Origin of the sequence: Desulfobacula phenolica (assembly GCF_900105645.1) — a bacterium.
GTDB classification, from domain to species: domain Bacteria; phylum Desulfobacterota; class Desulfobacteria; order Desulfobacterales; family Desulfobacteraceae; genus Desulfobacula; species Desulfobacula toluolica.
The window spans coordinates 35,843-60,346 of record NZ_FNLL01000002.1 but is presented as its reverse complement, the minus strand read 5'-3'; the positions used below and the strand labels follow the sequence as shown (position 1 = coordinate 60,346).

Here is a 24,504-nt window from a genome sequence, read left to right as displayed (position 1 = left end):
ACGTTTAAAAAATGGCAGCACAAAGCAGACAAATTTATCTTATCGTAGGCGGCGACAGTATGATCGGCCGACATTTATATGAACGCCTTAAGAGAACGGGCAAACAGGTCCTATATACGACGCGCAGGAAGAGAGAACAAAAAAATAATTCTATTTATTTGGATTTGGAGGAGAATCCAGTGTCTTGGGTGCCTCCAGAGGGAATAAAGACAGCTTTTTTTTGTGCCGCACAAACGTCTACCATATTCTGTGAACAGAATATGGATACAAGCCGAAAGATAAATGTTGTCAATACCATAAAAATCATTGAGAAACTTTCTCAAAAGAAAATACCGGTTATTTTTTTGTCTTCAAACCAGGTGTTTGACGGCGTTTTTCCTTATCCGGATGAAACTTTCCCAACAAGCCCTAAAACAGTTTATGGGTATCAAAAATTACAGGTTGAAGAATACTTAAAAAATATACCTTTCAAACATTCCATTGTCAGAGTAACCAAAATTATACATCCAAAATATCCTCTTTTTAACAATTGGGTTTCAAGTTTAAAGCAGGAGATACCGATCTCTCCCTTTTATGATTCGTTTTTTTCCCCTGTTGCAATAGATTATTTTGTAACTGTTCTGTTAAAACTGGCAGAGGTTAAAGAGGGCGGAACATGGCATGTTTCCGGCAATAAAGATTTGAGTTATTATGAAGCTGCATTGATAATTGCAAAAACAATAGGAGCAGATCCAAACCTTGTAAAACAAGGCAAAGCTGAGGATAAAATCAAAGATTTTTATCACACGCAATCAACCGTATTGAAATGTAACAGAGTGGAATCAAGGTTTGGTATTAAACCTCCTGAAGTTGGAAAAATTATCGAAAAAATAGTAAAATATAAGAAAGTATGACTGAGTTATTAATAGTCGCCATTATAATTATGCTGGTTGTTGTACTCGTCAGCTGTATTGCGGTACTTTTTATAAACATAACATATGCTTATGGCGATGCCTGTGCATTATTTTCCCTTGTCGGCAATATTAGGTATTTTAGCATCATAGACCGCTGCTATGCAACTGTTAGTACAATGGAAATTGAGAATTCACTGATACCGATAAGTGTCCTATACAATACGCCCTACGTCCTCTTTCTCAATATTATAAAATGGATTCCCCCAAAGAGACGTTTGCGTGGTAGTCAAATAGTGAACTTGTTTTTCTTTTTTCTTTACCTGGCCTCATTTTTTTATCTGACAAGGATAATTTGTCTAAGCCTTTCTCTAAATACTCATACGACATTTCTGATTTGTTTTATTTTTACTCTTTTACTTTCCATTAGGACAAAAATTTTATTTATGTGTCTGTTACCCCAGGCAGAGATGATTAATTATTGGCTTTTTAATGTTGCGTTGATCTTGGTACATAAAATTTTCTTGGCACAAGTGCAATGGTCTGTGTTTTTGTTAGGTGCTGTTTGTGGCTTAATGCTCAGGAATAAAGGAACAGATATCGTGTTCCTGTTGGTTGTGTTTTTTTGTTTGCTTGTGTCGGGAGGCGGAACATCAATGGTCTTTCTATATTTTGGCGGTTTGTCCTTCGTCAGTTTGGATAGTATTTTCTGGATAATTCGGGGCCACTCGTTCAATGAATATTTAAAAAATATTATTATAAACGACGTTCCAGGGAGTGAGAAACGATCAATTAAAAAATATATAAGGCTTTTATTATCGGGATGTGTTGCCATGTTGCGCTTACATCGTCCTGATTCTCTCTGGCCATCACTTGGCTCGGCATTAATTGTTGGCATACTGTCGACAGTCTATCTTATGTATATGAAGGTTGTCAGCGGTAGCCTGATGGTAATAATTTTATTTATTCCATCATATTTGATAGCTTCCAGTTTTATCCGGCGCATCAATATCAACGATCAAAATGGGTATTACTTTGGTCGAAGGCAATTGTATATTATATTTCCTTTGTTAATGGTATTAAACACTGTTGCTTTTTCAATCCTTTGGAATGAAGGTCAGACAGGTTTCATATATATTTATGTTTTTTGGGCGGTGTGTTATTTTCTTTACCAATTTTATCGGGTTCTTCATTATCATTTTTCAGATTCTATAACTGAGACAGGTTTTTATACGTATAAAAAGGAGATTGAACCTTTTCGAAAGGATCTTGCAGATTTTTTGAATTCACTTACAGGATCTGCTGTGATAATGGGATTTTGTCTCATGTGGGGAGAAGCTTATAATTATTTTGATTACAGTCCTGAGAAAAAGTGTATCAGTGTACAAAATCCGGTTTCTGATAAAGATGTCAGAAAATTGATAAACTTCTACAATATTACCCATATTGTCATTACACCGATTTCATTTTTTGTAGGCCCAAACTGTTCATTGAAGGATAAAACATTAAGTCCTGTCCTGAAAGATATTCTTATAAAAGAGGAAATAACACCTGAGCTTACTATTTATAAAGTCCGGGAAACAGCCATACAATAACCAACAATAATCAGGATTAGTTTATACTAACATGGATGCTGTACTACTTGCAGGCGGAAAAGGAACAAGGTTGGGTCCATTGACAACCGATCTGCCCAAACCAATGATTCCCATCGGTGGGATGCCTGTACTCGAACATCATATCCGCTTGTTAGCTCAATATGGTATTACAGATATATTCGTTTTGACCGGGTATTTGGGGCATCGTATAGAGGCTTATTTTGGCAATGGGAACCGGTTGGGTTGTCGTATTAATTATATCCAAGAATCAATACCTCTGGGAACCGGGGGGGCATTAAAACAACTTGAAAACAGGATTGATGAGGACTTTTTACTGATTTTTGGAGATGTTTTTTTTGATATAAAATTAGATGACTTTATATCTTTTCACAAATTATCCAAAGGTGTGGCTTCCTTTATTGTTCATCCCTCAGATCATCCCTATGACAGCGACTTGGTTGCGATAAATGAAGATAAACAAATTATAAGCTTTTTATTGAAACCCCACAAAGTTGAATCGTTTGGGAATTTAGGCAATGCCGGAGTTTATATGTTAGCCCCCAAGGTATTTCAATATATAAAAGCCAGTTCAATGTCTGATTTGATGAAAGACATATTCCCAGCCATGCTGGATAAATCGGAAAAAATGTATGCGTACCGAACGGCAGAGTATTTGAAAGATATGGGAACTGTTGACCGATTGGAAAGGGTTAAAAAAGATTATTCTTCAGGCAAAACAGAAAAATTATCAAAAAAAAATAAACGTCCGGCTGTATTTATTGATCGTGACGGAACTTTGATAAAAGATGTCCATCTTTTGCATCGAACCGATCAACTTGAATTATATGATTTTTCAGCTTCTGCCTTGGGCAAAGTTAATCAATCAGACTACTTAAGCATTTTGGTAACAAATCAATCCGTTGTTGCCAGAAATCTTTGTACCATATCCGGTTTAAAAAATATCCATGATAGAATGGAGACATTGTTAGGAGAAAAAGGTGTTTATCTTGATGACATCATGTTCTGTCCCCATCATCCAGACAAAGGGTATATAGAGGAAAATCATCAGTATAAAAGAAAGTGTACCTGCCGAAAACCTGAAATAGGTATGATACAGCAGGCACAAGCCCTTTATAATATTGATTTGGAAAAATCATGGCTAATAGGGGATTCTTCAACCGATGTTCAAACAGGATATAATGCCGGGATAAAAACCATCCTCGTTAGAACAGGTAAGGGCGGACTTGACGGGAAGTGTTTCCAGCCCCCTGATTATTTTTTTAGTGATTTGAATGAAGCTGCGGATTTTATTCTTAAAGGAAAACAAGTCCTTGAGAACACTATTTTACAGATTTTGAAAGGATTGCGTTTTGATGACAAAATGAAAATTATTTTGGTTGGCGGGCTGGCCCGTTCTGGAAAAACAACATTCATAAAATGTCTTCAAAATAGGTTGCAAATACAGGGGATTGATTCCAGACTGTTTTCTATTGATAATTGGCTTGTTGGTGCCGATCAACGGAACGATTCTATGGGCGTTAAAGATAGATATCCATATAATCAGATAGAAAAAGATATTTTTTTGTTTATACAAGGAAAATTAATTATCGGGAAAAAATATGATCCGTATTCCAGAGAAACTTCCCGGAGTGGATCTATACAATATAAAAATGAAAAATGCCTGTTGATTGAAGGTGTTCCCGCTCTTGATATAAAAGGGTTGAGAGATATAGCACACCTTAAAATTTATTATTGCATTGATGAGAAAGAAAGGAAAAACAGGTTTTATTCTTTTTACCGCTGGAAAGGGTTTACTGAGGCGGAGATTGATTGCCTTTATAAAAAACGGATGAAAGATGAACTGCCAACGATAAAAAAAACACGAAAATATGCTGATATTCAGATTATTAATAATAGTATAAAATTGAGCCGAGAATTATGATAATATCTCGAACACCCTTCAGGGTAAGCTTTGCAGGCGGGGGAAGTGACCTGCGTGAGTTTTATTCTCAGCATGGGCATGGCGCGGTCGTTTCAACGGCTATCCAGCAATATATGTATGTTGTGATTCACCCTTATTTCCACGACAAGATTCGTATTAAATATTCAAAAACAGAAGATGTGGAAAATGTTGAGGATATAAAGCATCCCCTTGTAAGGGAATGTTTGAAAAAAGTAGGCATTGACAAAGGAATCGAAATAGCCAGTTTTGCGGATATTGCATCAGGGACAGGGTTGGGTTCGTCAAGTGCGTTTACCGTTGGATTGTTAAATGCACTCTATGCGTATAATGGTAAAATAATATCAAAAGCTGATTTAGCGGAACAAGCCTGTGAAATTGAAATTGATATTTTAAAGGAGCCAATTGGAAAACAGGATCAATATGCAGCTGCATTTGGAAATATCAATATCATTAGATTTAATCGGGACGAATCTGTTAATGTCATCCCTGTTTTGTTGACGGAGAATAATAAAGCTAAAATTGAAAAAACAATTTTGCTTTATTATGTTGGTGGACAAAGAAGAGCATGCGATATATTGAGAGAACAACAAAAAAATATTATCAGCAATAATGAAAAATTTGAATATTTAAAAGGAATGTTCAATCAAGTTGAAAAATGTAAAGATTTGATAGTTGATGGGCAAATTAAGCCTTTGGGAGCATTATTGCACCATGGATGGAAGTCAAAGAAAAAATTGGCAAGCAATATATCCAATTCCATGATAGACCAGCTCTATTCAGATGCCAAAATGCACGGTTCTATGGGTGGAAAATTATTAGGGGCAGGTGGTGCGGGCTTTTTGCTGTTGGTTCATGACGATCATGACAAGCTTTCTCAAAAAATGTCATGCATGACGCTTCCGCTTAAGATTGACCAGGAAGGATCAAAAATTATTTTTTATGAATGATAACCATGATGTATATGGTCTCAAACGCCTGATCACAAGTCACTGGAAAACCAGGATTTCAATATTAATGTTGCGAGAAAATATGTCGAAATTTTTATTGCAGATTGCAAGGGGCTTATGAGGGTTAGAAAATGGTTTTTTATCACCAGCATCAGTGTTAATTTGTGTCTGGCAATCATTTTGTTTACACCACTTACAAAATTCCTATGTCGCCCTCTCATTGTTGACGAAATGGTTGAGAATGCATCTGTGGTCGTTGTTTTGTCAGGCGGTGGTTATTGCTCTGGTCAACTGGATTTTAATACCCTGATAAGATTGAAAAAAGGGGTTGAACTCTATAGAGGCGGCATTGGAAATAAAATTATCTGTGCCGGCGGTGTTTATTTTGAAATGATAGGAAAATCTATCGCTTTATTAATGAAAGAAGAATTGGTCTTTCAACAGATTCCTGAATCAGATATCCTGATTCAAGATGAAACAATTAATACATATAATGATATAACCTATCTGATCAACAAGTTTAAAAATCAATTTAATTTTGACCGAGCTGTTTTTGTTACGTCTGAATATCACACAAGGCGGGTGAAGCTGGTTCTTAAAAAAAAAGGACTTGATGCAAAGGTTGTATCGGCCTATCCCTATCGGCTGGAACCGATAATTTGGCCTGAACGGATGGCTGTATTTCGTGATATTGCCAGAGAATATTTGGCAATATTTTATTTTAAGCTTAATGACTATATATAAAACAAGATAAAGTCCTTCATAGTGTATCGAGTATGGTTTTGCCGGATAGAAAAGTTATTAAAAACAAGTTAATCAAACAGTCTAATAAATAACAGGTATAAAGATATTTATGAAAATAGCACTCATACATCCTAAAATGTATATTCGATCATATTATTTTTTTCCCCTTGGGTTGGGATTTATTGCATCTGCTCTCCAGAGTAGATCGATGAATTTTGCTTTTTATGATATTCATAAAAACTGGACCAAAACCAGTAAGTTCCTAAAAATTGTTGAAAAAGACGGTCCCTTTGATATTTTTGCCATTACCGCTTTGCAGAGTACTTTTTTAAATGCGTCAGACATATGCAATAAATTAAAAGACAAATTTCCAAATGCCATAATTGTATTGGGCGGTAAAATTACAGTCAACAGCACTTCATTTTTATTTGAAAATTTTAATATTGATTATGCGATCAGAGGGGAAGGAGAAGTCGCTTTTCTGGAGCTTCTTGAAGCACTTGAAGGAAAGAGGGAAAAGGCATCTGTAAAAGGATTGTTATATAGAGATGACAATGGGCTTATTCATTCAAATGGTGAATCTGATTTTATTGAGAACATCAATGACTTTATGATTCCTTTTGAAAAATTTGATATGTCAAAGTATGTGGTAAAAAATACCGTACAATCTCCCAATTTACCTTCTTTGAATATGGTCTCTTCCAGAGGGTGCCCATTCGCCTGTACCTTTTGTAATTTTTCAAAATCCCGATATAAAAGAATGCGATATTATGATTTAGAATTACTTGGTAAACAATGGGATTATCTCATTGAAAATTTCGGGCTAAAGCATATTACGTTTAACGATGATATTTTTACTGTAAATAAAAAAAGAACAAAGGAAATTTGTAGCGTTTTAAAAGAAAAAAGACTTTCTTTTTCCTGCTCAACACGGTTGGATGCCTTAAATGAAGAGATCATTAATGTTTTGGAAAAATCCGGATGTAAATATTTGTGCATTGGTATTGAATCTCCATCGCCAACAGTCGCTAAAATAATTGACAAAAGACTTGACCTGGACAGGTATCAAAAAAATATTGATCTTTTAAAAAACACTTCGATTACGGTCAATTTTGGTTTTATGATCGGATATTATGGTGAAACAGAAGAAACCATCGAAGAAACCCGCGAATTTGTAATAAAAAATGGCCTGATTTATTCATCTTTTTTTGCAACTGCTTTTCCGGATACAAAGTTATATGATCTTGTGAGAAACAAGATTCCAGATGAGGAAATATATTTGAAACAGCTATCCCAGGTGGATTTGTCATCTGACTACCTGATAAATATGACCGATATGCCACTAAAAAAGGTTTACAGCCTCCATGACTACCTTGTTGCAGATTCTGTCATAAATGCCATAAGAATAGATTTGCCTTTTAAACGGATCGTTCGTAAACTATTTGTTTTTTATCTTGTGTTTATGCGTAAATACGGCATTAAAAATTCAATGTTTAAAAGGATATTTGAATTTATTAATATTGTAATTGTAAAACCACTGGTTGGAAAAAATAATTAATACTAAAAATCAACTTGCTTTAAGGAGAATTCTATTATGAATGCAAGTCATAAAGATTCTGTGTTCATCACATACGAAGATGACATAAAAAAGATGTATCCAACAAAGGAGGAACAAGAAAAGGTCCTTTATATTCTGTACAAAGCAAAAGAGGAATCCGAAAAAAAGGCTATTAAGAGGATACGGGAAGTTAAACCGTTTTCCATTTTTATAAAACGACTGGGTGTTAAAATTAAGTACGGAATCCATTGGAAGAAACCCTTTTATCCGTTTCGGCTGCTTAGAAATTATTTTTTAACCTATTTGTACAAGTTTCTTGGTATGAAGAAACATGTATTCAGGGGCATTGAATTTGCGATTACATATAAGTGCAACTTCCATTGTACCCATTGCCTTTGTTCCCGAATTGATGAGACAAAATATAGAGATGAACTTACACCTGAAGAATACAAACGGCTTGTTAAAGAAGCCATGAAAATGGGGGCAACGACATTTGGCCTTGAGGGTGGTGAACCTTTGGTTAACAAAGAATGGAGAGAAATAATCAAGTCGTTTATTCCCCATTATAACCATGTCATTATTTCCACCAATGGCTGGCTTTTCTCTGAGGAAACGGTAAAAGAATGTGCAAAGCTTGGGGTCGATACAATCAATTTCAGCTTAGATAGTTCGATCCCCGAACTCCATGACCTTTTTAGGCGGAAAAAGGGTAGCCATGAACGAGTACTGAATGCAATTAAATATTGTAAAAAATATGGCATTAAACCGATTATAAATACAGTGGTTCACAAAGGGAATCTTTATACAAGCGGTTTGTTGAATTTACTTGAATTTGCAGAAGATGAAAAAGTGATGATAAATATGCTTTTTGCCAAAGGCGTAGGTGAATTCAAGTCAAAGGAGTCAATGTTGGACAGAGATGATTTAAATGCATATGGAAAACTCGTTGAACCTTATGCATATTGTAATATTCATCACTCGTTTAAAGAACACAAAGGCACACTAAACTATAACTATGGTTCTGGTGGGTGCCCGGGGGTCTCTGAAATGTTTAATATGACTCCCTATGGAGATGTATTAAATTGCGCCAATATGCATATCTATTTTGGGAATGTCAGAGAAAAATCCCTTAAAGATATTCGTGAGAACACCTATAAAACTTCACCTTTTGGTGATTATCGTCCCTGCTTCCTTACGCTGGATGAACATTTTATGGCTATTTACTACAACTTGCTCGAAGAAAAAACCCATATTACCCTTGAAGAATTCATGGATGTTGTTAAGGCGTATGAGCAAAAGAATAATATTTCATTATATCCTGGTATTCCAATAAAGGAAAAAGAATGAAACTACTATTGATTGAACCAAATATAGAAGGAAGGGTAGGTGAACCTCCTTTTAATATTGCGCTTCTTAAGTCATATATAAAAGAAAAATCATCCCATGAAGCAAAAATTTTAGATTTGACCTTTAAGAAAAAAAACTGGCGAAAAGCGATATCGGAAGAGATGAATTCCACGGACTATGATTTAGTGGGGATCACTTGTTTGATTTTTAATTTTTGGCAAGCGCTTTCTGTTGCAGAATTTATCAAGAATAATTTTGGGACAAAAATTATGTTCGGCGGTGTCCATCCAATTTTAGCACCGGAAGAAGTGATTTCCAACGACTGCATTGATATCGTGTGTATAGGGGAGGGCGAGCAGACGCTATTGGAATTGCTGGACAATGATTTGGAATGCGAAAATTTAGCTGGTATTTATTACAAAAAAGATGGGGAAATCGTTAAGAATTCTCAAAGAAAGCTCATAGAGGACTTAGATGCTCTACCATTTGCGGATTGGGATGATTTCGATTTGAAAAGATATTTCAAGGTGAATGTTAATCACATGTCTATTATGGCATCCCGGGGTTGCCCCTATAATTGTACTTATTGTTGCAGTCACGCTTTAAGAAAAACCCTTGAAGGGAAATGGGTCCGGTTTAGGAGTGCTGAAAATGTTATTGAGGAAGTGAAATATCGGATTGATAGATTTTATGATAAGGGGTTGCGGTTTTTTCAATTTAATGATGATACGTTCATTGCAGATAAAAAATTTGCTTTTAAATTTTGTGAACTTTACAAAAAACATGGATTCCATAAGAAAATTCTATGGACTGCTAATGTACGAGCTAACCTTGTAGACGATGACATTATTAAGGAAATGAAAAGTGCGGGTTGTTATGAAGCCGGTATGGGAGTCGAGTCAGGAGATGATTACATCCGAAATAAAGTCTATAAAAGAAATATGAGTATGGAGCAGATCATGAACGCAGTGAATACCATAAGGAAGCACGGCCTGCAATTGCATGTCCCCATTATTTTGGGCGCACCTTACGATACTGTTGAAATTATGGAAAACAATATTAAATTAGCAAAGAAAATTAATGCCGAATGTACCTTGTTCCCAGTATTAATGCCACTACCGAAGACAGAAATTCGAGATATTTGTGTAAAAGAAGGGTTGATAGAAGACGATAATTTTCAAGAATCTCATGCCATGCACACCAAGCCGGTTATGAAAACAAAGTATGTTGGCTCTAAAGGTGTTGGCAAGATTGTTAAAAAGGCCAGGCGTTATTTAATAAGCAAGTATTTCTTTGAAGGCTTGAAATTAAAAGGTCCCTTTTTTTTATGGGATTTGTTTCTATTTTTTGTTTATTACAAACCAACATTAAAACTTGAAATTGATAATGCCTGGAAATTTACAATTCATAAATATAATCTCGCAAGACATCAAAAAGAAAGAGGGATTCATAACCCTTTGCAATGATTATTTGAGGAACAATGTTGTTAAATTTAAAACCCCATTATGCAAGAGCCTGGATTGATTTAACGCCTGGAGAGATGCTTTGGGCCCTCGGGAAAATTATAGACCCTATAAAAGAGAACGATGGGAGCCTAAAACGGTCTTTTGAAACTGAATTTGCTTGTTTTATTGGCACTCAAGCAGCAATGACCTTTTCAAATTGCCGTTCGGCGCTTTATTTTTCTCTAAAAGCTTTGGAATTTAATGAGGGTGATGAAATAATTCTTCCTGCATTTTCATTTTGGGTTGATACGGCGATGGTTCTTCTTGCTGGGCTTAAGCCCGTATTCGTAGATGTTGATTTTAAAACAATGAATATTGATACCAATAAGATAACTCAAAAAATTACAAGCAGGACGCGGGCAATCATTCCAACCCATCTGAATGGCCGCATCGCTGATATGCATGGAATAATGGAGATTGCAAAAAAACATACTTTAAGAGTTATTGAGGATTGTGCAAGAGCCTGTGGCGGTTTCTTCGGGGGCCAGCGGGCGGGGGCATTTGATATTGGTGTTTTTAGCTTTGGTTATGGGAAAAGTTTTTATGGTTTCGGTGGCGGAATGGTTACGTCGAATGATGGTGTTTTTATAAAAAAGCTTCAGGCAATAAAAAAAAATTTTTTTCAATATGGAAGAAAAGAGAAGGCCGCAAAGCTGCTTAAAGGAATGGTCTTAAAATTTTTGACGAATAAACACGCCTTTGGATGGTTTCTTTTTCCAAAAACTTACGATTATCAGCTTTTAGGTGAGAAAAAATATCAAGATTGGTTTAAATATCAAATGCCTCCATACAATGAAGTACCAAAAGAATTTCAAACTGATATGTTTGACGCACAACTCGCTTTAGGCAGGAAACAGCTGAAAAGAATTGATCAAACAAATGAAAAGAGAATTGAGCATGCAAAAATTTTAAATCGTGAACTTCAACATATCACAGAGATAGTAAGACCACAGAATTCAGAAAATGGTGATAATGTATTTGTGCATTATGCAATATATTATCAGGGCAAGGATGAATTACAAAAATATTTGTTTCAAAATAGAATTGATGCTCAAGACGAATCGGCAATGTGTGTTCCGTCCTTTAAGCGGTTTATAAATTTTGCTTTGGAACCCTATACTTCAGCTGGAAAACTGAACGGGAAAGTGCTTTTTTTGCCAACACATCCTAATTTGACTTATGATGATATCCTGTATGTTGCAGACAGAGTTAAACAGTTTTTCAGGGGTAAAAAATAAATCATGGTGAAAAAGTTTTATATTTTATATCAATCATTACTTTCCTTATATAATTATCGTTTAAAAAAAACGATCGTATCAAATTACCCCACTTATTTTTATGTGGAGCCGACAAATCATTGCAACCTTAGATGCATTATGTGTCCAAATGGGAGGGGCATGACAAAGATTCAAAAAGGGTATATGGATTTTGAATTATACATGCGTATAATTGACCAAATCAAACCATTTACATCAACTGTTCTACTGGCGGTTGGGGGAGAACCTCTTTTACATCCGAAATTTTCTCAAATGGTGCGATATGCCTCAAAAGCCGGCATAAAGACGATGATAAATACAAATGCGACATTATTGACAAAGGAACTATCACATCAGTTGTTGGACGCGAATCTCGATATGATCAGTTTTGCTTTTGATGGACATACAAAAGAAAATTATGAAAGTGCCCGAAGAGGTGCAAATTTTGAGGAAACCCTTGGCAATATCCTTTATTTCTTAAAATTAAAAAATAAAGCAAAAAGTAAAATTCCCCATTGTACGCTTTCCATGCTGATGCTTGATGGCAAAACAGAAATAGATGAAGAGAAAAAGAAATTTTTTGGCCAATTTAAAGGGCTGATAAACAATATTCGGCTAAGAGAAGTTAATTCGTGGGGGGCCAATCTAAAAGAAGATACAAACTTTATATGTCGAGAATCTAAAAATGTTTTTAACCCCTGCGGCAGGTTGTGGTCAATGCTTTGTGTGAAATGGGATGGGGTTGTTGTCCCCTGTATTTGCAACTTTAATAATGAGTATCAGCTGGGCAATCTGCAAACAGATAATATTTTAGATATTTGGAATGGTGAACATTTGGTAGGGCTGCGGCAAGCAATGCTAAAAAACTCTCATCAGGAGATATCACCGATCTGTGAAAATTGTGCCATAACCGATTCAAAAACAATTTTGGGCATTCCGGCAGGGATTAGAGCAATTCTTTCTGATGCTGTCGTTAATTTCTCAGACAATAGATTAGAAGAATATTTATTAAGAATAATGGATTCAAAGAAATAAAGGAAAACTTGAATGAGGAATCGCTTGAAATGGAAGGAACAAGTCGCATTTATTACCGGTGCTTCTTCAGGCCTTGGGCGCTCTCTTGCAATAGAACTATCAAAAAGAAAAACAACTCTTATTCTGCTGGGGCGAAATCCTTCAAGTTTAGATGAACTGAAAAAAAAATGTACGGAAAATGGTTCAGCATCTTATTCTTTAAGGTACGACCTAACTAATCTGGATTCATTTTCTGATGTATATGGAAAGATAATATCCAAGATAAAAAAAAACCCAACCCTGTTGTTCAATTGTGCCGGATATAATCCCCCTGGATTTATTATGGATACACCTGTAAATGTGTTTGAAGAAAATTTCAGGGTTAACACTTTTGCTCCAGTCCTTTTGATTCAGCAAATGTTACCCAAAATGTTGAAGAATAATTTTGGCGTCATTGTAAATATTATGAGTTCAGGGATGTATCACTCGTTTCCGGGAATGGGGTCTTATTGTTCATCCAAAATGGCTCTTGCTGCATTGCACGAAAGTTTAAAAACTGAATTGGATGGAACATCCGTAAGAACTTTATATGTAAATCCTGGAGCCTTTCAGTCAAATTATTTTCAGAATATGAGGCCCCATGGGGCGCTTCAAACCTACAATTTTCAATCAAAGGTAGCTGCTTCTGTAAAAAAACCGGAAATCGTCGTGGAAAAAATAATTTCTGCCATTGAAGACGGTGGAGATGAAATTGATCTTTCTACCTGGAAAGATAAAATAGGTTGTCATCTTAATTACTGGATGCCCCGATTTATTGACAAAATGATAGTTAAAAGCAATAAGGCATTGCTTGAGTACAGGGACAAATATTTTCAGCGCATAAGTCATAAAAAAAATAGCGTTGGAAAAAAGTACCAATAACTTTCAGCCCTTCTTCTTGCTGTGACCATTATCCGAAAACAAAAAGAGAGTTAGTTCATGAGAAAGATAACGCTAATTAATGTTGATGACTCCATTGGTAATTTTGGTATTCGAAAGATAGCAAGCTTTATCAGACAAAATGGATACAGAGTGGATCAAATTTTTTTGGTTTCAAATGATACAACTACATTTAAATATCGCTTTCAAGCAACATTTGGCGCTGAAATAGATGAAGGTGTAAAGAATCAAATTCTGGAAATGGTTAAAGGTAGTGTATGTGTAGGAATGTCATGCATGACCAATCACCACAGAAGAGCGGGGCTCCTATCTAGAGCAATTAAAGAAAAATATCCCGAAAAAAAAGTGGTTCTTGGTGGTGCCCACGCAACTATTGTTCAAGAGGATGCAATTGAAGATTTTGATGCCGTCTGTGTTGGAGAGGGAGAGAAAGCATTTCTGGAATATCTTCAACGACTTGAAATGAATCAGAATGTCTCAACTGTAAAAAATTTTATAGTTAAAGTTGGCGATAAAATTATTAAGAATTCAAACAGACCTCTTTTAAGCAATAAAGAATTAGAAGAAATGCCATTCATGGATTACGGTCTGAAAGATAATTACATCCAGGAAGGCAGTAAAATAATAAAATTTTCAGAAGAACATCAATACAAATACAGTGGACCCCATTACCGAGTAATGTATTCACTGGGGTGCCCATTCCGATGTACATATTGCTCCAATAACATCATGTTTAAAATTGATAAGAATTATTCAAAGCTCAGGCGACCAAGTGTGGATTATTTTATCCAAGGGCTGTTAAATATAAAAAAAACATACCCTGATATCACAACTTTTTTTCTGACTGATGATGCTTTTTTTTCTCTCAGCACAAAGGAGATACAATATTTTGCCGAGCAATTCAGGAATAAAATTGGTCTGAATTTGAAAATTACCGGGGCCATTCCCACCAGTATTACAGAGGAAAAAATACATGTACTAATTGGCGCAGGGCTAAAACATGTAAGGATGGGTATCCAAAGCGGTAATCCAAGAACTCTGGACCTTTATGGAAGAAAAATATCCCCACCAAGAATGATTAAAGCCATGGATACCTTATCCAAATTTAAGAAATATCTTATTCCAACAGAGTGCGATATAATTTTAGATAATCCTTTTGAAACCAGTGACGATCTAAAAGAGACGATTCTCTTCTTGGATAAACTTCCCCGTCCCTATTTTTTAAATACGTTTTCTCTTGAGTATTTACCGAAGACATCTCTTACAAAAAAAGCGATTGATGAAAAATATGTAGAATCTGATAGCAGAAATGATCTTCTTTGTAAGTTTCCAAAAGGAACGTTTCCAAATTTGTTAATATCATTATATGGCGTCTTTAAAATGCCGTCATTTGTTATAAAGTATCTTGTGAACAGTAAAATTATGAATTCAGACATGCAATTTACAGCACTTATAAAGATGCTAAAGTTTTTCAATTTTTCAAAGAGAGCTTTTTATTTTTCATTACATGGAGACTTTTATTTTTTAACTCCCAAATACTGCAAGATGCTAAACCGCCTCCATTATTTAGGAAGAAAAGCCATAAAAAAACTATAGGATGTTTAAACTGTGCTGGCGAGATGTCTTTCCGCTTGATATTTAGAGCCGGAGACTGGGTTTGTTCTTCTTTGATGAAAAAAATAAAAAATAAGCAAATGAGGGAGATTGATTTAAATGAAAGCAATATTGGATAAATATTTAAATGCCAATGAAATAACTTCGCCATTTTTGGATAAATTAAAATTTATGGCTTATAATGCAATTAAAATCCTTTTGTATAAACTGTACTTTAGATCCAATTATAAAAAATATATCATTTTCAAATGTAACCTTATGCATTGCTTATATGTTTTAGGCCGTTACGAAAAAGACCATATGGATTATTTAAAGTATTTGATAAATGATAATAAATCAGGGACAATTTTTGACATAGGCGCAAATTCCGGATTATATACTCGTCATTTCCTAAAGGTTACCAATGAAAAAACAAAGATTATTGCAATAGATCCCGACGTGTATTGCTATGGTTATACCAAAAATAGATTTCAAGACAATAACCGAGTCCAGGTATATCATTTAGCGCTTTTTGATAGGAATCATAAGGATATTTCCTTTTTTATCCCTCAGATATTCTCTTGTCTCCCTGAACCTTCTGGAGCCAGTCTTTTCCATAACAATCAAGGGGATCGACAGGTTAAAGTGGACGTGAAAACATTAGACAGCTTTCATGCAAATGATGTTATTTTTATCAAACTGGATGTTGAAGGAGCAGAAGTTGAGGTTATAAAAGGGGGGCTTGAAACTATAAAAAAATGTCGACCCATTCTTCAGGTCGAAGCTGGGGGGGCCGGTTATGACCATAAATTCAATGGGATATGTAAGCTTGCAGAGTCAATAAATTACCGTGTCTTCAAATTAAAAAATGATAATTTGGAAGAAATTAAGGATTATAAAAATTGTAAGGACATGAATATTTATTTGTTGCCCGGAATCGAAAAAATAACTTGAACAACAAAAAAAATTGGATGTCATGAAAATTATAAAATGGATTCATCGATTAAATAGCAGAAGAATAGCATCACTATTAACTGTTAATTTGATGATCAAGAAACCTCTTTTCATTTTAAGAGTTCTACAGAGGATCGTTTATGAAAAGAGTACGGGAAAATGTAGATTTTGGTCAGTTTTGTTTGCCACACATTACAAGTGTGTTCTTAATTGTGCCCATTGTTACGAGAAATCTTTTTTTAGAACAAACAAAAGCTCCCTTACAACGGATGAAAAAATAAAAATTCTTAAGAATTGCTTAAAGGAAGGGATACTGACCTTTGATTTTATTGGAGGAGAGTCATTTCTTGATAAGGAATTTCCTAAACTTATCAAAAGTTGCAGTCCCCATAAGTCACATATTGCGGTTAGCACAAATGGTTTTCTTCTGGATGAAGAAAAAATAAAAGCATATCAAAGATTGGGAGTGGATAAATTAAATATTTCTTTGGATAGCTGGTTTAGAGTGGAACATGATAAGAATAGAGGCGTTGAAGGCGCTTATGAAAAAGCAATGGCTACCATTGATATATGTCAAAAATGTAATATGAATTTATCCATAAATTTTGTTGTTTATAACGGAACAACAAAGACTGAAAGCTTTCGAAGAATAGTTGATTTTGCAGTTAAAAGAAAAATTAAATTAACTTTTTTAGCAGCGGTTCCTCTGGGAAGATGTGAAAATAAAAAAGAAATTATAATATCGGAAGAAGATAAAGATAATATGCAGCAGTGGCATGAAAAATATCCATTTTTATCACGTAATTGTGTTCAGAAATGTCCGATCTGTCCTGCCTTTTCTAAATTGTTTGCGATTTCTGCATATGGAGATGTGATGCCATGTGATTTTATTCATATTTCTTTCGGTAATTTAAAAAATGAAAGTTTACATTTAATACTAAAAAGAGTGAACGAATTTGATAAGATCAAGGGGAAGGGGATCGGGTGTATTCCGGCAGAGGATATAGATTTTATCAATCGCTATCTTCCTCATATTTGTGCGGCAGATCCATATCCAATAACTGTCCAAGCGCTTCTGGAAAAAAAGGGTAGTGATGTCAATGACAATTGAAAAAAAAAAGTCATTTTATTTTCAATCTGAACGATTTCAAGATGTTAATTTGGAAATATCAAATATTTGTAATTTTAATTGTTGGTTTTGTCCCAGAGGGGCAATGACTCGACCTTTAGGCAAGATGAACTTTGAAAATTTTAAGAAAATTATTGGAAATTTAAAAGAATCAGATGTTATTTCTAATATTAAAATTGCAGGGATTGGAGAGCCAACCCTACATCCGCAATTAATTAAAATGGTCCGTTATATCAAGGAAAATACTAATTTTCGGGTACATTTAACAACAAATGCATCGCGTTTTCAGGATGAGGATTTTCGGAAAATGCTTTTACATGCAAAAATTGATAAAATCACAATAAGCCTAAGGATATCCAATTTCTCTTGGAGTGGTAACAGTGTACCGACATATTTAAAGGAAGAGTCTTATTCCGATTCTGTTATAAAGTTTATTAATGAAAAATATGAGTCCAACTCTCTGTCGGAGGTTGAAATTGCATTTTTTAAATCGTCCTATTATTGCCGGTATATTGTTGGCAAGAAGAATGATGAATATATAGACACAAAAAAATTAAATGCCTTTATAAAAAAGATAGGGCAAAAATTAAATATCACCATTCCTTCCTATGATGAGTTTACGGATAATATAAAATCGAAATTGCAATATTATATTGAGATTCCGATTACCCCGGGTTTGATTTTTCGATTTGATGCGCTCAATAGTTGGACTACAGTGGTCGATAGATACCGTGATAAGAAAAATTGTTACCCTGCAAAATATGGGGCATGTATGGGACTATTGGACCATTTCGCAGTTTTTTGGAATGGCGATGTATCAACATGCTGCCTGGATTTTGATGTCAGAAATAAGCTTGGAAATGCATTGGAAGAAAATATTAAGAAAATATTATATAGTCATAGAGCAATGAGAGTTGCCCATGAACTTAGACGGAAACGGATGCCTACTAAAACCTGTCAAATTTGTCGTGGAGGAAAAACAAGACTTGAAAAACTGGTGAATATTGTAGGAACTATTACTCAAATTAAATAATTCTGATAAGGGTGCAATAGAAAAAAATATAAAATAGCTCAAGATCAAAAGGGGTCTGAAATGGGAGCAAATTTGCAATTTATTAAAAGGGGATTCTATCGATTGGCTGGAAAGCCACTTGCAGTGCCTCATTTTGCTCAAATTGAAATAACAAATATTTGTAATCTGAACTGTAAAAAATGTGTAAGGCGTTATATTGAGGGATTGAAGTTTGAGCATATTGAATTTGAAGTATTTCAAAATATTGTCGATAAATTAAAAGGTGTCCATACCATTGGCCTAACTGGCTTTGGCGAACCGCTCTGTTATCCCCAAATTTTTGATGCCATAAAATATTGCAAAAATAAGGGGTTTGAAGTTCAGTTTACTTCGAATGGGCTTTTATTAAATGAAAAAAAAATTCAAACGCTTATGGAGTCAGGTTTGGATCACATAACATTCTCAGTGGATAGTGTGGATAATGGGCATCCCATGCATCAAAATTATAAAGCCTTGCCATTGATAGAAAAACTTATTAAGGTACGCGACGCATGTCATTCTATTACGCCGAGAGTCACATTACAGGCCGTATTGATCAAGGGATTTGAAAAAGATTTGTTTGATGTCATTGATTGGGCCACAAAGAGAAATGTCTTTAGAGTCAATATTTCTCGTTTAAATCTAAATACAGCCGAACCAGGTGAGCGGTTATCACCCCATGAAGAAAAAGAAATTTTTAAAAAGTTTCAACAGTATCGGAAACGGTATGGTATAAGAATTGACTGTGTACAGGACCAGTTCTATTCAGGTTGGAAAGGAAAACTTTATCATTATATGCGTCCTTTTTTGAGGTTGGAAACGCACTGCCCTCGTCTGGAAGATTTCGTTTATTTTGACCTTGATGGTAATACAAGACCTTGTTGTGCTTTAGCTAAGCATAAGATGGGGAATGTTATAAACCGGTCTTTGAAAGAAATTTGGTTTGGGAAAAAATATTGCAAATTCAGACAAAACTATCGAAAGTTAACCTGGTGCAAAAAATGTGATATTTTAACAATAAAACAAGCCATTGATGATATTTAAAAAGAAGAATTGAAAATTTTATTTTTTAATCCACCTTTTAAAGGTCGATTCTCACGAACCTCCAGAAGTCCTGCTGTAACCAAGGGCGGAACACTCTATTACCCCATTTGGCTGGCATATGCAGCAGGGGTATCAGAGGAGGCCGGGCATGAGGTAAGGCTGATTGATGCACCTGCCAGCGGATTGAGTTTATCCGCGATCACGTCAATGGTAGAGACATTTACTCCCGAATTAATAGTTATTGATACTAGTACACCTAGTATTTACAATGATGTACGTATTGCAGATGAATTAAAACATTGTTTCCCTGAAAGCTTTATTGTTCTGGTTGGAACTCACCCTTCTGCCCTGCCTGATGATACCCTTCAAATAAGTCAATATGTGGATGCTGTGGCTATGGGAGAATATGATTATACCATTTGCCATCTGGCAAACAATCTGGAAAGAAAAATGCCGATTGAAGATGTTAATGGACTGGTTTTCAGAAGAGGTGTTGAAATTGTTCATAATTTGCTTCGAAGCAGGATAAAAAATCTTGATGAGCTTCCTTTTGTTTCAAAAATTTATAATAAATATTTGAACCCAAAGGCGTATTTTTTTGCCGCAGCAAATTATCCAATGGTTATGATTATGACCGGGAGGGGTTGTCCTCATAAGTGTTTTTTTTGTGTGTATCCACAAGTATTTCATGGCAGGTATTACCGGGTTAGGTCTGTTAAAAATGTTGTAGATGAATTTGAATATATCATCAATAATATGCCGGGTATCAGAGAAATAGGGATTGAAGATGATTGTTTTACCGCAAATCCAAATCGAGCTATGGAGATTTGCAACCTGATAATAGAAAGAAATCTTCAGATTAAATGGTATTGCAATGTGCGAGGGGATGTAGATTACAAACTTCTCAAGCGTATGAAACAGGCAGGATGCAGGCTTGTTACGGTAGGCTTTGAGAGCGGCTGCCAGCCAGTTCTGGATGGTATGAATAAAGGCGAACATGTTGAACGGTATTATCAATTTGCCGTTGATGCCCGTCGAGCTGGACTACTGGTTCACGGTTGCATCATGACAGGCAACCCAGGGGATACGCGTGAAACTTTGGAAAAAAGTTATGCCTTTGCCAAAAAAATAAATTGTGACAGCATGCAATTTTATCCATTATATGTATACCCTGGTACAGAAGCATATGAATGGGCGAAAAAAAACGGATATCTAAAAACTGAGGATTTTTCAAGGTGGTTAACGGATGAAGGGCTTCATAATTGTGTTCTAAATACGCCGGAACTCTCATCAGAAGATATGGTCTCATTATGTGATTATTATTTAAGAAAATACCATTTGAGACCAAAATATATTTATCAGAAATTGTTGCAATTAATGTTTTCTCCATCCGAAGGATATAGATCATTGAAATCAGGGTGGGCTTTTTTTCAAAAAATAATTTCAGGTCAGCTGGGAAATTCAAAATAATTATGAATATATCTATTGTTATTCCATGTTTGAACGAGGCTGAAAATATATTGTCTTGTATTTATTCTCTGATTAACCAAGGATATTCCAAAGGTGAATTTGAGGTTCTTGTTGTTGATGGCGGCTCAACAGACAATACCCGAAGCATTGTGGAAGGGGTCAGCAAAAATCACTCCAACGTGCGGTTTATTCTTGAAACTAAAAAAGGTACTGCAGCAGGAAGAAATGCAGGGATTAAATTTTCCAGATACGATTATATCGCCCTGATTGATGCAGATTGCAAAGCACCTCATGATTGGCTGGGCATTCTTGTTGAATATTTTCAGAAGAGTCAAAAGAGTGATCCGGATGTTGTAGCTGTGGGCGGGACAAATATACCTTCTGATGGAGCAAGCGATTTTGTAAAATCGATTGGTGTTGCAATGGATTCATTCCCAGGTAGTTTCAGCAGTGTTCAGGGCCGCAGGTTTAAACATGCCCTATTTGTGGATAGCTTGGCAAATCTGAATGCCTTGTATAAAAAAAAAAATATTGTTGAGATCGGATATTATGATGAGTCTTTGGCAAGTGAAGCAGAAGATGCCGATCTTAATTACCGGCTGAAGCAAACAGGCGCTAAGTTCCTGTTTGTTCCTGAATCATATGTGTGGCACAAAATGCGACCCAATCCAGAACAATGGCTGAAGAACATGTTTCGGTATGGAAGGGGGCGGGCAAGACTTTTAAAACGTTATCCCTGCATGTGGACAATAAGCTTCTGCCTGCCTCTGATTTTTCTTTTTTCCTTTTTGTTCATACCATTTGTTGGGGTTTCCAAATTTTTTTTAATGCCAATTGCTTACTTTCCGGTTTTGATATTGTATTCATTATTTCAATGCACACATAAGAAATGCTCTCACTTGTTATGGCATGTTTTTGTTATATATTTAATTCAGCATTTTGGTTATGCATCTGGTCAGGTGATCGGATTGGTAGACCCCAGGGTGAGATAAGTAATTCTTCTTAGGGAATTTTATACTATGATTGATGGTTATAATAAATTATATGGGGACTGGGAAAAAAGATGGAAAAATTCTCAAGAAAAAGAGCAATTGTCTTTGCTCGGAAGGCGGATGTTTAAATCTAAGATAAAATCCATGGCTGAAATCATTTCAGACATTCCTGTTCAAACGGTTATAGAAGTGGGGTGCGGACTTGGATATACTTTAGATTTTTATTGCCGAAGAGGTTTTGATTGCATAGGAATTGATATCGCTGAAAATGCGGTTGCCTGTTGTAAAAATAAAGGGTTGCCAGTTATCAGGGAAGATCTTGAAAATATTGATGAAAAATATGATCTTGTATCCAGTGATGGTATGCTTGAACATTTTATGGATTTTCAACCTTATGCCAGGCATTTGATGAGAATAAGCCGGAATTATGTTCTATTGATTCAACCAAATCATGATTCATTTGTGGGGAAAACCCTTGTTTATCTGTCCGAGTTAATAAAAGGAGATAAAAATGTTTTTGAATATAATTTTAGAATTAATGATTTTATAACTGTATTTTCCAGGAATGGATTCGATGTCGTCAAGAATATACCTGTTTTTCAAGATGTTTTCAGAATTTTATTATTTCAGAAAAGGCGTTAAAAAAATGAAAAATAGCGAGATCATTATAATGCCTGCATACAATGAAGCAAAAAATATTGTTAAAGTTGTATCCTCAGTTAAATTTCTTTTTCCTGAATATCAGGTTCTTGTAATTAATGACGGGTCCAGTGATAATACATCTGAACTGGCTTCTGAAGCTGGAGCTACCGTGATCGACCATCCTTTTAACATGGGGTATGGTGTAGCCATTCAAACCGGGTATAAATATGCATATCGAAACGGTTACAACTATCTTGTCCAGATGGACAGTGACGGTCAGCACGCTATAGAAGAAATCAGCAAGCTACTTGCGAATGTGACAGACGGCTCATGCGAGATTGTCTTCGGTTCAAGATATATTGAGGAAAACGGTTATAAGAAGTCTATGTTCCGATATATTGGAACGTTGTTTTTTAGAATATTACTGGGCATGATGACTGGAAGAAAAATAACAGATCCGACAACAGGATTTCAAGCGATGAATCGTAATGTTTTGAAAATATTCATTAAGGATTTATTTCCATGTGATTATCCGGATGCTGATATTATGATTTTATTGACGGAAATTGGAATCAAATTTAAAGAGATACCGGTAAAAATGTTTAATAGAAATGATGGTAAATCAATGCACAATAATCCATTTGAAGTTTGCTATTATTTATTTAAGATGAGCCTGTCAATGTGTGTAACAAAAATAAGGAAATATTCATAGCACCATGATTATCAGACAGAAAGTTTTTATAATATTGATAGCCCTTCTATTTTTTATCGTTGTTATTGGTCTTGTCAGGAGCAGGAAACTCAGAGAAGAGTATTCATGGCTCTGGCTTGTCACAGGGTCTGGAATGATTTTCCTTACACTGAACCAAAGTTTTTTGAAATTTATTTCTGCTGTGATGGGAATTGAGACTATTTCGACATTATTTTTATTTGCAATATTGTTCCTCTTGCTGCTTTGCCTTCAATATTCCCTGTATATTAGTGACCTTTCAAACAAAGTGAAAAATCTTACCCAAGAACTGGCATTGCTAAAGGCCGAGAGGGGGGAAAAACAGGAAAAGAGTAAATCAGATTTTTAAACAAGGAGAAAGTTTTCTGATGATCGGTATCGATTTTGATAATACAATTATATGCTATGATGAAGTTTTTAACCAAGTTGCAATTGAAAAAAATCTCATTTCTGCAAAATTACCTTCTGGAAAGAGTTATGTCAGAGATTATCTGCGTAGTATGGGGCAAGAGGAAGAATGGATAAAGCTTCAAGGATATGTTTATGGGACAAGACTTTCAGATGCCCATCCCTTTGAAGGGGTGAAAGATTTTTTTTCATATTGCAAAGAAGAATCCATTGATTTTTGTATCGTAAGTCATAAGACAAAGCATCCCTACAAAGGGTATCCCTATGACCTTCATAGCGCAGCTTATCAATGGCTGGAGCAGGAAAATATAAATTGTAAAATTTTTTTTGAGTTGACAAAAGAAGAGAAGGTAAAACGAATTTTTAATCTGGGATGTACGCATTTTATAGATGATTTACCTGAATTCCTTACTCTTCAGGGATTTTCACAGACTCTTTCTAAAATTCTTTTTGACCCGCTTAGAAATCATGAAGATATTCATAATGACGTCATGAAAGTTGTTACCTCCTGGAAGGATTTGCTTGGTATATTGAAGCAGGGCCTGCTGTGATTTTATATGGACCCGGTAGAAAAACATATCCACAAGTTATCCTCACAACTTGTTCAAAAGACTGGGGATAACAGTACGTTGCAAGGGCTTCAAAAATGTTCAGGTGGTAATAACAAAAGCTGGATAGTCCGTACCAAAGAAAACTCTTATTTTTTAAAACATTATTTTTTTTCAAAAAAAGA

22 protein-coding genes are annotated in these 24,504 nt (G+C 35.2%); all 22 read left to right on the top strand.

What is annotated here, in order from left to right; all coding sequences use genetic code 11:
* Window positions 1-11 precede the first annotated feature (11 nt).
* The gene (locus tag BLT94_RS02775) at window positions 12-893 is read left to right on the top strand and encodes a sugar nucleotide-binding protein (protein WP_092230192.1); all 882 of its coding nucleotides are present in this window, start codon (window positions 12-14) and stop codon (window positions 891-893) included.
* Window positions 894-1,360: 467 nt separating this feature from the next.
* Window positions 1,361-2,485, top strand: coding sequence for a hypothetical protein (locus BLT94_RS02770; RefSeq protein ID WP_139168972.1), 1,125 nt, complete (start codon window positions 1,361-1,363; stop codon window positions 2,483-2,485).
* Window positions 2,486-2,516: 31 nt separating this feature from the next.
* On the top strand, window positions 2,517-4,427 hold the full coding sequence (locus BLT94_RS02765; protein ID WP_092230188.1) for an HAD-IIIA family hydrolase: 1,911 nt from the start codon (window positions 2,517-2,519) through the stop codon (window positions 4,425-4,427).
* A gap of 224 nt (window positions 4,428-4,651) precedes the next feature.
* Window positions 4,652-5,395, top strand: coding sequence for a GHMP family kinase ATP-binding protein (locus tag BLT94_RS02760; RefSeq protein ID WP_217641221.1), 744 nt, complete (start codon window positions 4,652-4,654; stop codon window positions 5,393-5,395).
* Window positions 5,396-5,512: 117 nt separating this feature from the next.
* Complete coding sequence (locus BLT94_RS02755; RefSeq protein ID WP_092230184.1) at window positions 5,513-6,139, top strand: YdcF family protein; 627 nt, start codon at window positions 5,513-5,515, stop codon at window positions 6,137-6,139.
* 109 nt (window positions 6,140-6,248) lie between these two features.
* Complete coding sequence (locus BLT94_RS02750) at window positions 6,249-7,697, top strand: B12-binding domain-containing radical SAM protein (protein WP_092230182.1); 1,449 nt, start codon at window positions 6,249-6,251, stop codon at window positions 7,695-7,697.
* Between the two features lie 36 nt (window positions 7,698-7,733).
* Entirely contained in the window at window positions 7,734-9,044 is a 1,311-nt protein-coding gene (locus tag BLT94_RS02745; RefSeq protein ID WP_092230180.1) for a radical SAM/SPASM domain-containing protein, read from the top strand.
* Window positions 9,041-10,510, top strand: a complete 1,470-nt coding sequence (locus BLT94_RS02740) for a B12-binding domain-containing radical SAM protein (RefSeq protein ID WP_092230178.1) — start codon at window positions 9,041-9,043, stop codon at window positions 10,508-10,510. The genes BLT94_RS02745 and BLT94_RS02740 overlap by 4 nt, the downstream gene beginning before the upstream one ends.
* Window positions 10,511-10,524: 14 nt before the next feature.
* Complete coding sequence (locus BLT94_RS02735; protein ID WP_092230176.1) at window positions 10,525-11,787, top strand: DegT/DnrJ/EryC1/StrS family aminotransferase; 1,263 nt, start codon at window positions 10,525-10,527, stop codon at window positions 11,785-11,787.
* Window positions 11,788-11,790: 3 nt separating this feature from the next.
* Entirely contained in the window at window positions 11,791-12,840 is a 1,050-nt protein-coding gene (locus tag BLT94_RS02730; protein ID WP_092230174.1) for a radical SAM/SPASM domain-containing protein, read from the top strand.
* Between the two features lie 12 nt (window positions 12,841-12,852).
* On the top strand, window positions 12,853-13,740 hold the full coding sequence (locus BLT94_RS02725) for an SDR family NAD(P)-dependent oxidoreductase (protein WP_092230172.1): 888 nt from the start codon (window positions 12,853-12,855) through the stop codon (window positions 13,738-13,740).
* Between the two features lie 57 nt (window positions 13,741-13,797).
* Window positions 13,798-15,354 carry a B12-binding domain-containing radical SAM protein gene (locus tag BLT94_RS02720; protein WP_092230170.1) on the top strand — a complete coding sequence of 519 codons (1,557 nt, stop codon included), beginning with the start codon at window positions 13,798-13,800 and terminating at the stop codon, window positions 15,352-15,354.
* Between the two features lie 117 nt (window positions 15,355-15,471).
* Complete coding sequence (locus tag BLT94_RS02715) at window positions 15,472-16,305, top strand: FkbM family methyltransferase (RefSeq protein ID WP_092230168.1); 834 nt, start codon at window positions 15,472-15,474, stop codon at window positions 16,303-16,305.
* A gap of 22 nt (window positions 16,306-16,327) precedes the next feature.
* Window positions 16,328-17,416: a radical SAM protein gene (locus BLT94_RS02710; RefSeq protein WP_092230166.1), complete on the top strand. Its 1,089-nt coding sequence runs from the start codon at window positions 16,328-16,330 to the stop codon at window positions 17,414-17,416.
* Complete coding sequence (locus BLT94_RS02705; protein ID WP_175530253.1) at window positions 17,406-18,467, top strand: radical SAM protein; 1,062 nt, start codon at window positions 17,406-17,408, stop codon at window positions 18,465-18,467. Before BLT94_RS02710 ends, BLT94_RS02705 begins: the two co-directional genes overlap by 11 nt.
* 60 nt (window positions 18,468-18,527) lie before the next feature.
* On the top strand, window positions 18,528-19,529 hold the full coding sequence (locus tag BLT94_RS02700; protein WP_092230162.1) for a radical SAM protein: 1,002 nt from the start codon (window positions 18,528-18,530) through the stop codon (window positions 19,527-19,529).
* A 9-nt stretch (window positions 19,530-19,538) separates the two neighbouring features.
* Window positions 19,539-20,999: a B12-binding domain-containing radical SAM protein gene (locus BLT94_RS02695; RefSeq protein WP_092230160.1), complete on the top strand. Its 1,461-nt coding sequence runs from the start codon at window positions 19,539-19,541 to the stop codon at window positions 20,997-20,999.
* A 2-nt stretch (window positions 21,000-21,001) separates the two neighbouring features.
* Complete coding sequence (locus BLT94_RS02690) at window positions 21,002-21,991, top strand: glycosyltransferase (protein ID WP_139168971.1); 990 nt, start codon at window positions 21,002-21,004, stop codon at window positions 21,989-21,991.
* Between the two features lie 27 nt (window positions 21,992-22,018).
* Window positions 22,019-22,633, top strand: coding sequence for a class I SAM-dependent methyltransferase (locus tag BLT94_RS02685; protein WP_092230156.1), 615 nt, complete (start codon window positions 22,019-22,021; stop codon window positions 22,631-22,633).
* A 4-nt stretch (window positions 22,634-22,637) separates the two neighbouring features.
* The gene (locus BLT94_RS02680) at window positions 22,638-23,345 is read left to right on the top strand and encodes a glycosyltransferase family 2 protein (protein WP_092231082.1); all 708 of its coding nucleotides are present in this window, start codon (window positions 22,638-22,640) and stop codon (window positions 23,343-23,345) included.
* A 4-nt stretch (window positions 23,346-23,349) separates the two neighbouring features.
* Window positions 23,350-23,712: a DUF2304 domain-containing protein gene (locus BLT94_RS02675; RefSeq protein WP_092230154.1), complete on the top strand. Its 363-nt coding sequence runs from the start codon at window positions 23,350-23,352 to the stop codon at window positions 23,710-23,712.
* A gap of 19 nt (window positions 23,713-23,731) precedes the next feature.
* A complete protein-coding gene (locus tag BLT94_RS02670) occupies window positions 23,732-24,322 on the top strand; it encodes an HAD family hydrolase (RefSeq protein ID WP_092230152.1) in 591 nt (196 codons plus the stop codon).
* The last annotated feature ends 182 nt before the right edge of the window (window positions 24,323-24,504 follow it).

Bases quoted from the DNA above. Each gene is read 5' to 3' on its own strand.
- BLT94_RS02775 (WP_092230192.1), top strand. From the start codon at position 12: ATGGCAGCACAAAGCAGACAAATTTATCTTATCGTAGGCGGCGACAGT.
- BLT94_RS02770 (WP_139168972.1), top strand. From the start codon at position 1,361: ATGATTAATTATTGGCTTTTTAATGTTGCGTTGATCTTGGTACATAAA.
- BLT94_RS02765 (WP_092230188.1), top strand. From the start codon at position 2,517: ATGGATGCTGTACTACTTGCAGGCGGAAAAGGAACAAGGTTGGGTCCA.
- BLT94_RS02755 (WP_092230184.1), top strand. From the start codon at position 5,513: ATGAGGGTTAGAAAATGGTTTTTTATCACCAGCATCAGTGTTAATTTG.
- BLT94_RS02750 (WP_092230182.1), top strand. From the start codon at position 6,249: ATGAAAATAGCACTCATACATCCTAAAATGTATATTCGATCATATTAT.
- BLT94_RS02745 (WP_092230180.1), top strand. From the start codon at position 7,734: ATGAATGCAAGTCATAAAGATTCTGTGTTCATCACATACGAAGATGAC.
- BLT94_RS02740 (WP_092230178.1), top strand. From the start codon at position 9,041: ATGAAACTACTATTGATTGAACCAAATATAGAAGGAAGGGTAGGTGAA.
- BLT94_RS02735 (WP_092230176.1), top strand. From the start codon at position 10,525: ATGTTGTTAAATTTAAAACCCCATTATGCAAGAGCCTGGATTGATTTA.
- BLT94_RS02730 (WP_092230174.1), top strand. From the start codon at position 11,791: ATGGTGAAAAAGTTTTATATTTTATATCAATCATTACTTTCCTTATAT.
- BLT94_RS02725 (WP_092230172.1), top strand. From the start codon at position 12,853: ATGAGGAATCGCTTGAAATGGAAGGAACAAGTCGCATTTATTACCGGT.
- BLT94_RS02720 (WP_092230170.1), top strand. From the start codon at position 13,798: ATGAGAAAGATAACGCTAATTAATGTTGATGACTCCATTGGTAATTTT.
- BLT94_RS02715 (WP_092230168.1), top strand. From the start codon at position 15,472: ATGAAAGCAATATTGGATAAATATTTAAATGCCAATGAAATAACTTCG.
- BLT94_RS02710 (WP_092230166.1), top strand. From the start codon at position 16,328: ATGAAAATTATAAAATGGATTCATCGATTAAATAGCAGAAGAATAGCA.
- BLT94_RS02705 (WP_175530253.1), top strand. From the start codon at position 17,406: ATGACAATTGAAAAAAAAAAGTCATTTTATTTTCAATCTGAACGATTT.
- BLT94_RS02700 (WP_092230162.1), top strand. From the start codon at position 18,528: ATGGGAGCAAATTTGCAATTTATTAAAAGGGGATTCTATCGATTGGCT.
- BLT94_RS02690 (WP_139168971.1), top strand. From the start codon at position 21,002: ATGAATATATCTATTGTTATTCCATGTTTGAACGAGGCTGAAAATATA.
- BLT94_RS02685 (WP_092230156.1), top strand. From the start codon at position 22,019: ATGATTGATGGTTATAATAAATTATATGGGGACTGGGAAAAAAGATGG.
- BLT94_RS02680 (WP_092231082.1), top strand. From the start codon at position 22,638: ATGAAAAATAGCGAGATCATTATAATGCCTGCATACAATGAAGCAAAA.
- BLT94_RS02675 (WP_092230154.1), top strand. From the start codon at position 23,350: ATGATTATCAGACAGAAAGTTTTTATAATATTGATAGCCCTTCTATTT.
- BLT94_RS02670 (WP_092230152.1), top strand. From the start codon at position 23,732: ATGATCGGTATCGATTTTGATAATACAATTATATGCTATGATGAAGTT.